This window comes from Pseudoxanthomonas sacheonensis, assembly GCF_031455975.1.
GTDB classification, from domain to species: domain Bacteria; phylum Pseudomonadota; class Gammaproteobacteria; order Xanthomonadales; family Xanthomonadaceae; genus Pseudoxanthomonas_A; species Pseudoxanthomonas_A sacheonensis_A.
Genome location: NZ_JAVDTT010000002.1, coordinates 389,034 through 402,391 on the forward strand (window position 1 = coordinate 389,034; position 13,358 = coordinate 402,391).

The 13,358-nt window shown below is 58.4% G+C and carries 21 protein-coding genes and 1 pseudogene; 4 read left to right on the plus strand and 18 right to left on the minus strand.

The window, feature by feature from the left end; genetic code table 11:
• Nucleotides 1-12: 12 nt before the first annotated feature.
• The 4 genes from J2W94_RS08895 to J2W94_RS08910 all read right to left on the minus strand — a co-directional run bounded on the left by J2W94_RS08895 (nt 13) and on the right by J2W94_RS08910 (nt 1,664).
• Nucleotides 13-345 carry a gamma-glutamylcyclotransferase family protein gene (locus J2W94_RS08895; protein WP_310092320.1) on the minus strand — a complete coding sequence of 111 codons (333 nt, stop codon included), beginning with the start codon at nt 343-345 and terminating at the stop codon, nt 13-15.
• A gap of 38 nt (nt 346-383) precedes the next feature.
• Nucleotides 384-839, minus strand: coding sequence for a thioesterase family protein (locus J2W94_RS08900; protein WP_310092322.1), 456 nt, complete (start codon nt 837-839; stop codon nt 384-386).
• Nucleotides 840-934: 95 nt separating this feature from the next.
• Complete coding sequence (locus J2W94_RS08905) at nt 935-1,153, minus strand: hypothetical protein (RefSeq protein ID WP_310092324.1); 219 nt, start codon at nt 1,151-1,153, stop codon at nt 935-937.
• Nucleotides 1,154-1,292: 139 nt separating this feature from the next.
• Nucleotides 1,293-1,664, minus strand: coding sequence for a GFA family protein (locus tag J2W94_RS08910; RefSeq protein WP_310092325.1), 372 nt, complete (start codon nt 1,662-1,664; stop codon nt 1,293-1,295).
• Nucleotides 1,665-1,842: 178 nt separating this feature from the next.
• Between J2W94_RS08910 and J2W94_RS08915 the strand changes: the two genes are divergently transcribed.
• On the plus strand, nt 1,843-1,995 hold the full coding sequence (locus tag J2W94_RS08915; RefSeq protein WP_310092328.1) for a hypothetical protein: 153 nt from the start codon (nt 1,843-1,845) through the stop codon (nt 1,993-1,995).
• A 144-nt stretch (nt 1,996-2,139) separates the two neighbouring features.
• Nucleotides 2,140-2,709, plus strand: a complete 570-nt coding sequence (locus J2W94_RS08920; protein ID WP_310092331.1) for a dihydrofolate reductase family protein — start codon at nt 2,140-2,142, stop codon at nt 2,707-2,709.
• An 18-nt stretch (nt 2,710-2,727) separates the two neighbouring features.
• Here J2W94_RS08920 and J2W94_RS08925 read toward each other — a convergent pair whose 3' ends face one another.
• Entirely contained in the window at nt 2,728-3,417 is a 690-nt protein-coding gene (locus J2W94_RS08925; protein WP_310092333.1) for a DUF4386 domain-containing protein, read from the minus strand.
• 328 nt (nt 3,418-3,745) lie between these two features.
• Here J2W94_RS08925 and J2W94_RS08930 point away from each other — a divergent pair, with 328 nt between their 5' ends.
• Complete coding sequence (locus J2W94_RS08930) at nt 3,746-4,306, plus strand: hypothetical protein (protein WP_310092334.1); 561 nt, start codon at nt 3,746-3,748, stop codon at nt 4,304-4,306.
• A 63-nt stretch (nt 4,307-4,369) separates the two neighbouring features.
• Here the strand turns inward: J2W94_RS08930 and J2W94_RS08935 are convergent, their stop codons facing one another.
• The 12 genes from J2W94_RS08935 to J2W94_RS08990 all read right to left on the minus strand — a co-directional run bounded on the left by J2W94_RS08935 (nt 4,370) and on the right by J2W94_RS08990 (nt 11,550).
• Nucleotides 4,370-4,759 carry a VOC family protein gene (locus J2W94_RS08935; protein WP_310092337.1) on the minus strand — a complete coding sequence of 130 codons (390 nt, stop codon included), beginning with the start codon at nt 4,757-4,759 and terminating at the stop codon, nt 4,370-4,372.
• Between the two features lie 30 nt (nt 4,760-4,789).
• Nucleotides 4,790-5,110 carry a DUF2277 domain-containing protein gene (locus J2W94_RS08940; protein ID WP_310092339.1) on the minus strand — a complete coding sequence of 107 codons (321 nt, stop codon included), beginning with the start codon at nt 5,108-5,110 and terminating at the stop codon, nt 4,790-4,792.
• 109 nt (nt 5,111-5,219) lie between these two features.
• Nucleotides 5,220-5,540, minus strand: a complete 321-nt coding sequence (locus J2W94_RS08945; RefSeq protein ID WP_310092341.1) for an S-adenosylmethionine decarboxylase — start codon at nt 5,538-5,540, stop codon at nt 5,220-5,222.
• Nucleotides 5,541-5,699: 159 nt separating this feature from the next.
• Nucleotides 5,700-6,104, minus strand: coding sequence for a GFA family protein (locus tag J2W94_RS08950; RefSeq protein ID WP_310092343.1), 405 nt, complete (start codon nt 6,102-6,104; stop codon nt 5,700-5,702).
• A 619-nt stretch (nt 6,105-6,723) separates the two neighbouring features.
• Complete coding sequence (locus J2W94_RS08960; RefSeq protein WP_310092348.1) at nt 6,724-7,017, minus strand: hypothetical protein; 294 nt, start codon at nt 7,015-7,017, stop codon at nt 6,724-6,726.
• 114 nt (nt 7,018-7,131) lie between these two features.
• Complete coding sequence (locus J2W94_RS08965; protein ID WP_310092350.1) at nt 7,132-7,461, minus strand: hypothetical protein; 330 nt, start codon at nt 7,459-7,461, stop codon at nt 7,132-7,134.
• 135 nt (nt 7,462-7,596) lie between these two features.
• Complete coding sequence (locus J2W94_RS08970) at nt 7,597-7,959, minus strand: hypothetical protein (RefSeq protein WP_310092352.1); 363 nt, start codon at nt 7,957-7,959, stop codon at nt 7,597-7,599.
• Between the two features lie 69 nt (nt 7,960-8,028).
• Entirely contained in the window at nt 8,029-8,487 is a 459-nt protein-coding gene (locus J2W94_RS08975) for a hypothetical protein (RefSeq protein WP_310092354.1), read from the minus strand.
• Nucleotides 8,488-9,399: 912 nt separating this feature from the next.
• Nucleotides 9,400-9,789, minus strand: a complete 390-nt coding sequence (locus tag J2W94_RS08980) for a hypothetical protein (RefSeq protein ID WP_310092356.1) — start codon at nt 9,787-9,789, stop codon at nt 9,400-9,402.
• A 25-nt stretch (nt 9,790-9,814) separates the two neighbouring features.
• Nucleotides 9,815-10,225 (minus strand): TonB family protein, encoded by a 411-nt coding sequence (locus J2W94_RS18170; RefSeq protein ID WP_430540577.1) that lies wholly within the window; start codon nt 10,223-10,225, stop codon nt 9,815-9,817.
• A gap of 25 nt (nt 10,226-10,250) precedes the next feature.
• On the minus strand, nt 10,251-10,706 hold the full coding sequence (locus tag J2W94_RS08985; RefSeq protein WP_310092358.1) for a DUF3592 domain-containing protein: 456 nt from the start codon (nt 10,704-10,706) through the stop codon (nt 10,251-10,253).
• A gap of 445 nt (nt 10,707-11,151) precedes the next feature.
• Nucleotides 11,152-11,550, minus strand: coding sequence for a hypothetical protein (locus J2W94_RS08990; RefSeq protein WP_310092360.1), 399 nt, complete (start codon nt 11,548-11,550; stop codon nt 11,152-11,154).
• Between the two features lie 499 nt (nt 11,551-12,049).
• On the opposite strand from J2W94_RS08990, the pseudogene J2W94_RS18115 reads away from it, so the two are divergent.
• Nucleotides 12,050-12,214, plus strand: a pseudogene (locus J2W94_RS18115) (phage integrase N-terminal SAM-like domain-containing protein); the annotation flags it as partial.
• 22 nt (nt 12,215-12,236) lie between these two features.
• On the opposite strand, the gene J2W94_RS08995 reads toward J2W94_RS18115, so the two are convergent.
• Nucleotides 12,237-13,325: a DNA glycosylase AlkZ-like family protein gene (locus J2W94_RS08995; RefSeq protein WP_310092364.1), complete on the minus strand. Its 1,089-nt coding sequence runs from the start codon at nt 13,323-13,325 to the stop codon at nt 12,237-12,239.
• Between the last annotated feature and the right edge of the window lie 33 nt (nt 13,326-13,358).

The following is a 13,358-nucleotide window of genomic DNA, read 5'->3' on the forward strand; positions in this document are numbered from 1 at the left end:
ATGGTGCGGCGATCAAGTTCCGCTGAGGCTGTAAATGTAGGCGTCCACCACGGTGCCATCGTCGAGCCGCACTGGGGTTAGCACGCGCGAATAGCCATCGCCTTCGAACGCATCGAGCCTGGCCCAGCACTCGGCCAGGTTCTCCGAGCTGAAGAGGAAGCCTTTGACTTCGCCACCACGCTCATCCAGGACGATTCCCGGATAGCCCACCTCCGCACCCCAACCTTGCTGACGCAAGGTTCCAGTGACGGTCGCGGGCTCCCACTGTCCCGGAACCTCCGCCAGGACGTGCGCGTTGGGCCGGCCCGGGGCGAGCGTTCCGTAAACGAAGAGTCGATGAGTCATGGATCTTCCAAGGCACTGGTAACGGGTTCGGCTTCGAATTACTGGGCGCGCGTCTTTATGCTGGAGGGCAGGACAACGAAGTCGCTGGTCTTCTCCAGCAGATTCATGGCCGATAGCAGCGCCGGCGGTGGCGCCATGAGCTTGCGCTCGGCCAGGTTGAGCCATCCGCCGGTGCTGGTGACGCGCGCGCTGAGTTTTCCATCCGGGCGGAAGATCTCGTGTCTGAGCAGGAAGCGGCTGCCGTCCGGCGCGTGGCCGGCGAGCGCGTAGGTCACGGTGATTTTTTGCTGCAAGCCCACTTCGCTGAAATATTCGACTTCGTCCTTCATGACCACCGGACCTATCCTGAGCCGCACGAACTCTTCCATGGGGAAGCCGTTCTCCATCAGGAACATCTGCCGCACATCGGCGCTCTTGTCGAGGTATGCCGTGTTCTTCATATGCGAGTTGAAGTCCATGTCGGCCCAACCCGCGTAAAGCGTCTTCGTGTACATGTGGTTGCTCCTTGATGCGTAAATATCAGGGAGGCGTTGGTGCTAGCGCCTAAGCTGAGCCGCTCCATGAAGCGGGATTCGATTTGAAAGAGATGTTAGACGGAACCCGATCTGCTGCCAGCCATCTGAAAGATAATTCCCGCAATCAAGCCGATCAACCCTATAAAAAATGCAATCGCGGCAGACGCCGGTGTCTCACCAGTCAAATAGTAGAATGCGATAGCCCCGGCTACACCGATGGCGAATGGCACAAAGAAACGACGGGCCATAAAGATATCGATGATGGTTCCGAGGTCGAGCAAGTCCAACGCCATGGCTGCCTCCGTGTGCCGCCGATTCTAAGCGTGCCGAGAAACGTGGGATACCGGATAGTCGCCTCAGCCCCGCTGGCCGTCAACAGGACCACTCAATCTGCAGCACGATCAGCGGCCCACGGAGACGCGCCAATCGTTGTTATGTCTTCAACGCTGCGGCCCATTCAGGGCGACTGGCGAGGTAGCTTTCGTGGTCGACGCTGATCAGGTGCTGCTGATCCAGCGAGCCGACCGCGATCTCGACGACGTCCTCGCCCTCGTCTTCCAACAGCAGCAGCTGCGTGCCGCAGACCCCGCAGAAGTGGCGGTACGCGTGCGAGGAAGATCTCCAGCGCGACACCGGGCCGTGGATGGAAAGCGAGGAACGGATCGCATCGACCCAGGCCATGCCCCATGAACCCGATGCGCGCCTGCAGGTTTCGCAATAGCAGACCGCGCACGCGGTTTCCGTCATCGCCTGGAACACGACCTGGCCGCAGGCGCAACGGCCGGAGAGTGGCGTTTGTTTCATCTTGGGTACGTTGCATGGGGGTAGGGCGACAGACTGCCACAGCTTTCGGCTGCGGTGAGCCGCGGACTTCAACCTCAGCTGTACGCTCTGCCCTTCCGCCCATAAGCCTCTCTTCACGCCGGGATGATACGAATGCGGGTAAGAGAACGGGGCGGTTTGATTTCGATGGAGTAGGAACATGAGCACCAAGAACCCTCTGCCCCCCGAACTGGATCCTTCCGAACCCGATGCGGCCCTCGAGCCGACGCATGAGGTGGGAGAACAACCAGGAAAGCGATCGGGCGAGGAACGCAACGATCCGGAAGTGGAGCCGGGCGCCCGCCAGGACTAGCTCTGCGGAATTTTTTTGCTGACGGCGCTTGCTGTCTATTTCGGCCACGCTCATTCGTCGTTCGAAGGAGATCGGTGAAACCATCGGCCTTGCGGGCACGCCACCGGGCGCGTCCGGATTCTCCAGCAACGCAGCGGAGCGGACATGGGCAAACTCATCGTGGAACAGATCCTCAGCGCCGACGGCTACGCCGCGGATGCGGACGGCGGCATCGGCTTCTTCTCTACCGCGCGCCAGCTCAACGACGCCGATCCCGAGCAGCTGCGGATGCTGGCCAGCGTGGAAGCCATCGTGTTCGGCGCGACGACCTACCGCATGTTCGCCGACTACTGGCCGACCACCGAGGCGCAGGCCGAGCCGGTGGCGGCGCCGATCAATGCGCTGCCCAAATTCGTCGTTTCCTCCACGCTGCCATCGGCGCCGTGGGGCGATGGCCGCGCGGTCGAAATACTGAGAGGCGACGGTGTGGAAGCGGTGCGTGCGCTGCGCGCGCGCATCCGCGGCGATCTGATCGTGTGGGGCAGCCTGACCTTGGCCGACGCGCTGCTGCGCGCAGGCGAGGTCGACGTGTTGCGTCTGCGGGTGTTGCCGGTGCTGATCGGCGATGGCCGCTCCTTCACCCCTACTGATCTGGGAGAACGCAAGTTGAAACTGTTGAGCGCCCAGTCGCACGCGGGCGGACTGGTGGTGCTGGAGTATGGTCTGACCATCTAGAGAGAGCCGGACCGTGGATCATTCTGCCGACTCGCGCGCGCCCACCAGCAGCAGCCACAGGCAGATTCCGATTTCACCGATGGAACCGGGAAGCCCGACGAAATCGGCGATGCTACTTTCGGCGTAGCCGGGAAAGAACACTTTCCCGATAAACTCGATCAGATAGCCGAAGCAGCCGAGCATCAACAGGATGCCCAGCAACCGGGGGAGGATGCCGGATTTGTACACCAGATATCCGAACGGCAACAGCCACAGGCCCCAGAAGATCTGCGCGACCAGCAATCCGTCGCGATAGGACTGCAACGCCTGCATGACCCGTGCCTGCAGCTCCTGCGCGCTGAAGGCCTGCAGGTAGTCGGCGCCGCCCAGCAGCGCCAGCACGTCGAACTTGTTGAGCGTGACCGCGAACGAGAGGGGAACGCTGGCCACGGCGAACGCGACCATGAGCACGGCGGCTTGTCTGCCGAAAGGACTGAGCAGCCTGTACAGCGCCAGGGGCAGCAACAGGAACGCCGTGTAACAAATCAATCCGGCCACGATGCCGAACCTAAACAGCGATTCGTGCGCGACGATATTGCGGACCGTCGCCGTGGCATCGCCGGACACATTGATCTGCGACGGAACGTAGGCCAGGCTGAAGATGCCGGCCAGCACGACGATCAGATACAACAGGCCGGCTATCCTTGCGGTGCGCTTGTTCGATCGCATAGCCCTGCTCTCCGGTTCTCTTGCAGAAAAGTGGCCGCCGCAAGAGCGACACGCAAAGCCGGCGATCCCGCCTATGCCGGAAACCGCCAGGGATTCTCATCCATCCTCCCATCCAGGCTGAAGGCGCATTGGTCACGGTGACTATGGGCAGGGTACGCAGTGGCGACGGTCTTGGCCCTCCATTGCCTGCCAAGAAGCCCGTCTTAGCGCGGCGGCGGGAGTAAGATGCCTCTGGCGCTCCCACAGCCACCGTTACCCGCATCACGCGTTTGGTTTCCGCCCGCTCCATCCATTGCGCGCCATCACCCAAACCCGAAGGAGCCCCGTCATGAATGCTTTGCCGCAACTCTGGCTGCCCATCCTGGTAGCAGCGGTCCTGGTCTACATCGCCAGCAGCCTGATCCACATGGTCTTCAAGTGGCATAACAGCGACTACAAGAAACTGTCCAACGAAGACGAAGTGCAGGCCGTTCTGCGCAAAGGCGCGCCCGCGCCCGGCCAGTACGGCATTCCTCACTGCACGGACATGAAAGCCATGCGGGAAGAAGCCATGATGAAGAAATACGTGGACGGCCCGATCGGCATGCTGACTGTGATCAAGAGCGGCCCGCCCAAGATGGGCGGCATGCTGATCCGCTGGTTCCTCTTCAACCTGGTGATCGCCCTCGCCGCCGGCGCCATCGCGCTGCAGGTCTATGGCCTGCCCGGCAACGCCCACTACGCCGGGCATCTGGTCGGTCTGATCACCTTCCTCACCTATGCGGGCGGCAGCGTGCAGTCCGGCATCTGGATGGGCAAGCCCTGGATCAGCGTGATCAAGGATCTGCTGGACGCTTTGATCTACGGGGTCGTCAGCGCGCTGGCGTTCTGGTGGTTGTGGCCGGCCTGATAAGACCGCATGGCAAACGGGCAGTTCATAGGGCGGGCTTGAGCCCGCCCTATGGGATTCTCATCAACCGATCGGCGTACATAGCTCGACGAGCGTGCCATCAGGGCAGCGAACATAGGAAACGACTTGCCCCCACGGCTTTTCGGCAGGAGCAGCCAGCTCGAAAGCGCCTGCGGCAATGGCGCGCTTATGCGCCGAAGGCACGTTCGCAGTGACAAGCGCTATTTCCATACCCAAGGGCTTGGCCGAGCTATGCGCTTCGATATGCCCTCCTGGGAAATGCGTTTCGGCCAGGTCGTGGCGAGCAAAACCGAGGGCGGTCTCTCCCGTTTCAAGCTCACCGTATTCTCCCGACTCATGGAGAAAGCGGCGCTCGATGCCGAATGCCTGGGTAAAGAAGTCCAACGATGCGTGGACATCCGGGACATAGACGATTGTGTAGCCAAGCTTCATCGGAATTCCTTTTGAGGCCAAACGTCTGAGCTAAGGCGACCTGCGAAGCGCCTTCGGCGTGAACAACTTGTTGGGCGGATCTTTCGCCCCGAAGCGCTTAGCCGAAAGGTTCGCAGCCTTATTGCGCTCGACTTCTCGGTTCTTTGGCGGTGTGAATGTGGTGAGCGAATCGATGAGCGTTGTCGCTGCCAGCGTAACTTGCCTCACCGCCTCATTGAACGCTGCTTCATTAGCTTTCGATGGCGCATTAAACCCGCTCAATTTTCGAACGAATTGCAATGCAGAGGCTCGGATCTCATCTCCAGTTGCCGGAGGGTCGAAGTTGTACAGCGTCTTGATATTTCTGCACATAAACACCTCCACTACTCGACTATCGCCTAACGCCTGAACCAGGAAGACCCGCAAGGCAGGTTCGGCTTGAATGAATTATCAGGCCCCACCCACGGCAGCCTGTGAACAATTAGAACTCTCGATGCTCAAGTTGAGAAGCGCCAAAATAATGCTGCGTGAACTCGAGCGCTTGACGGACATCGAATGCCTTGCAGGTGAACAAGACCGTCGCAAAGAACTTGCGCTCCGACCAGACATAAAGCGAAATGCCAGAGTCGATCAGCGGAATGAACGCGTCAAAGCCGGCGTTCTCCAGTTTTCCCTCACCAGCGGGAGAGTGGATGATCGGCGTCCCGTAGGTGCGCAGGTTCAAATGCGCCGCTACGCCGGTCAAGTATCCCTCAACCGAGGCGCGATCCACTGCACCGGTATAGAAACCCTCGATCAGCAAGCGCTGCCTGGTTATGTCTGGGGCTAAATTTCGCATAAATCCTCTATGCAGCCTAACGTTTGACTCAAGCGGACGGCCGTATGCGAGTCCGCTTGAAGGAAGGGTTTTACGTCATCTGTGGCGGCGAGTTTGCGCGGACTGGATTTCTGCCTGTACGGCTTATAGATGCCGCGTCTCTACAGGCTCTGTCCACCAGCTGTTGTCCCGCCCATTGGCGAACCGAACCGGCGCCTGCAGGAGTTCCTCGGGCGGCGCATCGTCGAGTGTGCCCAATTGGATGGAAACGTAGTCTCCGCCGATCTGCTCGACGTATCCGCGGCCGAACGACCGAACGCCGCAATGCCTGCAGAACAAGTGATGCCCGCTCTTTGTTCCGAACTGATAGTCGCTCAGATCGGACTCGCCAGAAAGCAGGCGGAAATCATTGGGTTTGACAATGACGCCCCAGTTTCGCGTCTTCGTACAGATCGAGCAGTTGCACTTTCCCGAGCCAGCGCTCAGATCGATGTCCGCCTCGTAGCGTACTGCGCCGCAGTGGCAACTACCGTGGTAGGTTTTCTTCATATACGTTCTCCGTAGTGAGAAGGACATATCCTGAATGACATCCGACACCAGAATCAAGCCGACCCGCGAAGCGGGTTCGGCTTGTATGGGCTGTTAGGCGCCAGACGTAACCATCTGCACGTCTGGAACCCACAGCTGTAACCACCTGGAAATCTTCTCATCTTGATTCAGGGCTTGAGGGGACGCTGGGGAGGAACTCCCGAGCCTGTTATGCCCATCCAAGCAGCCAGTATTCACTGCACCGTAAATGCGGAAGTTGTGCTCGTAGGTGACCGCAACAAGCACACCGCAGTATGCGCAGATCAAGAAATCGGCTGCGTTTGACCCCTGACGATACTTACGCACTGCGCCTTGACTCGAAGACACTGACAATCTCCCGGCAGGGTCTGAAACGTAAGCTGCGCCGTGCTTCCGACAGAACGCGCAATCGCACGCGCGCGGAGTGACATTTTCTAGGTTTAAGCCAGTGGAAAAGTCGACGCGTAATTTTCCGCAATGACAACTTCCATGAAGTGTTACCCAATCTGTCGCCATCGACATTGTCGCACCTAGCGCCTAACGCTTGACATGACCGACCCACGGAGCGGGTTCGGCTTGAATGAATTGTTAGGCCGCATTGTCACTGCCACAAGGCAAGGATGACAATGGCCATAGGTGCAACACATGCGATGGCTGCAACAACCGAACGAATCTTGGCACCAGCAAAGCTATAGCCAGATAGCCAAAGTGAACTGAACAAACACAGCAGGCCGGCCAGTAGGATGATGGTGGATCTATGGCTATTGGCCTCGATCACGGCACGAGGGGTAGACGGTGCGTAGTCGCCCAGTTGCGACATGACGCCGAAGTACGCAAGTGGCCACGCGAGTACGACAAGTGCGAGAGCTAAGTTGGATGCGGTGGTCTGTCTCATGCGGCCTAACGCCTGAATTAAGCCGACCCGCAGAGGGGCAGCGACTGAATGCAAATATAGCCGAAGGCGTACAGTCAGGCGCCGCCCTGATGTGGGCTCGGCTTGAATGAATTGTTAGGCCTCTGGCGCAAATGCCGGTTTCTTGCAATGCGGGCAAGCATTGGAGTCAATGGCCATCTTGGCTGCCTGTCGAACCATTGGTCTATTGCAGGTGTGGCACAGCAGGCCGGTACTGCGGTCAACGCGCTTGGACCACCACAAGTAGCCGATACTTCCAGCGAATAGAAAAGCCACGTAAGCCCAAACCATAGAGTCAGGCAGATAAATGGAGATGGGCCAGCCTGCCAATGCAAATGCGCAGATCACAACAGTGTGAGCAAGATCGTACGGTAGCGCCCCGAAGTTGATCCTGCGGCCCCGCGCGATGAAATCGTCTTTAGTCATGCGTGATTCCTGGGAGGCCTAACGCCTGAATAAGCCGGCCCGCATCAGGGCGGCGACTGGATGCGAAATAGCCGAAGGCGTGCACTCAGACGCCGCCCTGATGTGGGCTCGGCTTGAATTGTTAGGCTGCGCACCTCAGAAACAAACTTGCGCATCTTCGAAGTGGCCCTTTGGATCATTCGGAATCCTACATCTCAGTTGTATAGCGTCTTGTTTCTTGTCGTCAACAATCATGAAATCGCTGTAGATTTTGCCATTGACTGTGAAGCATGGACGGATCGGATACTTGTCAATTGACGCCCTAAACTTTCCCGACTGATCCGTCACAGCCGCGAGCGGAGCGCCGCCGCAATCAGAATAGTCATCGATGTTATTTGGAAGTCTCACCTCTACGCCTGGCGTAGGCTTTCCATCCACCGTAAACAATCCTTCAACCACGCGGCCTGGTTTATTGCAGCCAGTGATCGCAACAGCAAATATGAGGAGGAGATATCTCATGTGCGGCCTAACCCCTGAGTTAAGCCGACCCGCTAAGCGGGTTCGGCTTAAATGAATTGTTAGGTCCCTTCAGGGCGAACATGTGGTCTCCACAGTTGACACTGTACCAGCCTGAAACTTCAGCCGAAGCCAACAGCCGTCGTCCCATAGATAGTCCCTGAAGGTAGCTCCATCTCTCTCATATGCGTCGGAAGGCCCATATGCTTTTACAACTTGCGCATATGTCATGCCAGGGCAGATCTTTGCCGGGGTACAGAACTTCTTGCTGGTGCTGAGCACGCCGCCGACACCTTGCTCATCAAAGGAAACTACAAGACCTCGATAGACCAATGTTATGGGTAGAAAGAAGTGTTCTTCTTGTTTACGGTGCCGAGGTTTGCCTAGCGTTGCGATAACGGACGCCTCGCTCTGGCCGATCGTGATCCCGCCTAATGTCAGGCGCTCGGCCTCAGGAGCAATGGGGCCAGCATTCGCGCGCGTCACGGCGAATTGGCCACATATCACCAGCAGTAAGAAGAGTGCCTTCATAGGGGCCTAACGCCTGAATTAAGCCGACCCGCACTGGATTGGCACCGAAGCCGATATTACCGAGAACCAACCGAAGTTAGCGAACCTGATGCGGGTTCGGTTTGAATGAATTGTTAGAGCCCGCGCCCCACGAACCCAGCGCCTTGAGTAGCGTAGTAAATTGCCATGAGCCCGAATAGGAGTGACAAAAGGAACTGCACCATGTGACGGGTTTTAGCTGGGTCTGGCAAAAATACAGAGCTCATCCCCCTAGGCTGAATGAATCCTACGACTGAGTAGAACATCAAGGAAATGCCGCAGGCAGCTAGTGTGAGCAAGGCGAGAACTGAGAATTGCGGAATGTTGATCGCGTTGCGTCCGGGATTGAGAAGCAGCGTGACCACCATGGGCAGCCAGAAGAAGCACGCATTGAACCAGGGCCGAACATTTTTCACGTGGGCTCTAACGCCTGAATTAAGCCGAGCCGCGAAGCGGGTTCGGCTTGAATGAATTGTTAGGCGCCATCGACTGCGCCCGAAGGAACAGGAACTGTAATGCTCTCCTGCAAATGCTCGGTGTGCCAAGTGCTTGGGCCACGAGCATGCCGAGTAACACGGACTGACTCATGAGTGTTGTCACGCCATGAGACAGATAGCTCAAGCTCAATCCTCTCACCGGCAATGTCCAGGACGCGACCAATAGGAGGTGCGCCCACTAGAGCCAGCAGATCCGGTGCGGAAAGCTGCCGAACTGCTTCCAGCTCTTTGACCAATGCGGCGTATGCATCTGACATTTGCATGGATGATTGGTATGGCGCCTAACGCCTGAACTAGCCGACCCGCACTGGATTGGCACCGAAGCCGATATTACTCAGAACGAGCCGAATTTAGCGAGCCTGATGCGGGTTCGGCTTGAATGAACTGTTAGGCGGCGCTACTTGACCTGCCAAAGGATCACCGAGTCTTGTGCCTCGCCAGGAACTAGAGTTATCTCCTTACCGCTTTTGCCATCAAGTCCATTTACAAACAGCATCACTTTGTCATCGACACAACCTGCCATATGTATCCGCGCAGTCAGTCCATCAGAAACTACAGATTGGGGCTCAAGGTCATTGAAGTTGGGAGGAATTCCCGACTTGCCATCTTTGAATAAGCGTGCGTTGCCAGAGTGAGTCAAATCCAAGGCAACGGCGTCTTGATATAGCTGAGCCAATCGTGGCTGGGATAGGCTCTTTGCCAGAGCAATGGAATCAGCATTAGACCCACAGCCACCACAACCGGTGAGAGTCGAGCAAGCGATCAGTAGGATCAGTAGTCGCAACATTATGGGAAGTCGCCTAACGCCTGAATTAATCCGAACCGCGAAGCGGTTTCGGCTTGAATGAATTGTTAGCTGCCCGCGGCCGTAATGGGCAAGAGTAGGAATCTATACGCCTAACCAGTCTCACTGAGGTACTCCGAAGTGGATAGCGCCACTTGGCCACAGTATCGCGGGTTTGCCGGTCGCAGGCGCGATCTGTAGAAGAATCTTTGATTGACACGTCAGATACAGTGCCGTCTGGCAGCACTACGAACTCAAGTGTTACCGCGCACGTGAAGGTCTCTCCCATGCAGGAGTCAGGCGGGATCTTCACCGGGACCTTGTAGATAGGCTCAAGTCCATCTGAAGCCGAAGCCGCAAAGATGACCATGAAGCACAAGACCACGACGAAAAATCTCATAGCAGCTAACGTTTGACTTAAGCGGAATGCCGAAGGCATGTTCGCTTGAAGGAAGGGTTAGGCCTCAACGTGCGCGTCTCTTGGAGAGTAGGAAGCGAACGACTAGCATGCCGGCCCCGAAGAACAGCATAAGTCGGCCGATCCCGCTCTGAGCGTCAGAGGGGTCATCCTTGTTGACGTCCTCGATGGTGCTTGGCGATTCGGGTAGGTAGCGCACGTTCATCGTTGCAGCAGCAGCGTTGCTCCGCAAGGAGCGTCCCAGTTCCGCCGGTACGCCAGTTTCAGCCTGGATCTCACGGCCATCCTCCGTCTTGAAACGGACATGTGCCGTGTAGAGGCTGTCGGCATGACTCGTCTTCTTCTCTTTCCACTCCAAGTTCGTAATCTCGGCTTTGGCTGTCTTGCCGTGATCACGAAGCGCAGCGAATTTGACTGCGTTCCTGTGGCCCGCATAGATGAAGAAGATTCCAATAAGGATAAGACAGATCGAGAATAGTCGGCTACCAAGAAGGCGAAACATGTGGATTCCTCTGAGGCCCAACGCCTGAATTAAGCCGACCCGCGAAGCGGGTTAGGCTTGAATGAATTGTTAGGCCACAGCTTACTAGTACTTGAGCTCGCCATCGACGGTAGCCGTGAGGTCTAGGGCGACAACTACTTTGACCCTATAAGCTCCGCCACCCTCGAAGTAGCCCTGCGGCGGCGTGCGGAAATGGCGTGACCCGGACCGGAAAGCCAGACCCAGCCCCGACTCACCCGCTGGTCGGAGTTGGACAGTCACTGTTTGACCCGGAGCGATGGATCCAACTCGCTGATCGAAGCCCGTGCCAAAGACTGAGACGTTCTCGATGGGCGTTGTAGAGCTATTGGTGATAGCGACCGGCGTAGCCTCCGAGCAACCAGCCAATGCCATCGCTGCGACTGCAGGAATCACGAGTCTCTTCATCTGTGGCCTAACGCCTGAATTAAGCCGACCCGCGAAGCGGGTTCGGCTTGAACGAATTGTTAGGCCGCAGCCAGGTGTGGATCAGCGACGACAGTACGGCGCCGATAAGCCACGCCGCAAGGACCTTGCCACCGTGGCTCAGCAGGTCAGCCGCCGCCAGGGCAGCAACCACGGTCACCGCAAATGCTGAGAAGGCAGGAAGGGGCCTGGCCGCAAACAGTCGAGCTACGAGGAAGTGGATAAGCAATGCCACAAGGGTTGCGCCAATACCAAAAACCACGACTGCATCCCAAAGGACGATAGGGAAGTCCCGCGGCGCTGCAAAGGCGTTGGTTATGGCGAGTGTATAGATGGATGCGGCACATGTGAGTCCGCCTGACGTAACCCCAGCGGAGATGTTTCTAGCCAAGTGCTGCATAGATCCTCCTGCGGCCTAACACCTGAATTAAGCCGACCCGCGAAGCGGGTTCGGCTTGAATGAATTGTTAGGCGGCTGGCTCACTCCAACAACCTGCTGGAGCGCCATCATCTATCGTGATCCGCGCGGATTTGCCAACGAAAACTATAGAAAACACCGATGAGACCAACTGGAACACAGATGACCCATTGGGCTGTTTGATTGGGAATGACCGAAACAAGCAGCCAACAAGCCAGAGCTATGAGCGCAAAGCCTACATACAGTCGCCAGGAAAAGAGCAACTCACCGATACCCAGAACCAAATCTATGAGTCCTAGCATTGTTCCTCCTGCCGCCTAACTACGATTAGACCCCAAAGTGGGGTGTAGCGCGGATTGTGGGTGGGGCCTGGGAGGCCCGTCAATCGGACTTTACCTATACGGCACAAGGGATTACGGCGGTATCGCGGGCCGGTAGTGCATGCAACATTGCGGGTGTTTACCGGCACGGAGGCCGTCCAATGCCTACTGCGGAAGACCTCGCGGTCATAAGCAATCCAGAATCTGTGCCGCCAAGGCCTAGGCTGTTCGATGAAGTTCGGCACAGATTGCGAGTAAAGCACTACAGTTTGCGAACGGAGCAGGCTTATATGTGTTGGATTCGCATGTATATCCAGATCAACGGACGCCGGCACCCACCGCTCCCGTTCATCCCAACCCCAGAAACACCCGCATCCGCCCCAGTTCCGCTTCCAGCGCTTGGTCGAACGCCGCCTCTTGTGGCGCATGGCCGTCGACGTAATGCAGCTGCGGCCGCAACACGCCCTCGGCCACCGACAGATTGCCCCAGCCGATCACGCGGTCGCGCCACAGCAGCGGAAGCGCGTAGTAGCCCAGCTTGCGTTTGGGCGCGGGCGTGTAAGCCTCGAAGCGGTACGCCCAGCCCCAGAACAGCTGGAAACGGCGGCGGTCCCACACCACTGGGTCGAACGGCGTGAGCAGGCGCACGTGCTCGTCGGGCTTCCAGCGCCGGCTCTGCGCGCGCTCGTCCGCCGGCCATAGCCAGTCCACGCCTTCCACTCGCGCCCGCTGCAGACGTTGCCGCGCACGCAACAGCGCCGGTTTGCGCGCTGCGTTCCATTGCGGCACGCCGCTACCCAGGTAACTCACCAGTTGGCCGAGACTGGCATCGGGCAGCGGCGCGTACTTGTCCACGATCAGGTCGATCAACGCGTCCAGGCGCGCGTCGATATCGGCCTTGTCCACTGGCGCGACGTCTTCGCGCACGGCATAGACGCGGGTGCCGCCGTCGCGCCGCGCCACCCGCAACAGGCCGCGGTAGTGCATGCCGTCCAGCAGCTGGGTGCTGGCGTTGGACGAACCGCCGAACCAGTTGGTGGTCTTGCCGTGGGCGAAGTGCGCGTCCACTTCGCGCGGATGCACCGCGCCGCGTTCGGCGATGAACTCGCGTACCGCCCGCGCCTGTCTCCAGCGCGCCGGCGTCCAGGTCTGGCGTGCGGTGCGCGGATGCATCAACGCGTGGTGGGCGCGCGGCAGGAAACCGTAGTTGACGAAGAAGTCCTCCTCCAGCGCCAGCCGCGGATAGCGCCGCTCCAGGTCGCCGGCGCGATAGCCGATCACGCGATGGCGCAAGGTCAGATCCTGCGCCCGCGCCGGCGCGCGGATCGGATCGGCCTGGACGAAGCCGAGTTTTTCGATGGCCCGCATCAGCGTGGTCGGCTTGAACAGCGAACGGGCGATGGCGTAACGGCGCAGGTGGTCTAAGGTCAACGGCATGGGGCAATGATGCCAGCCTGCCGACCTCGGCGC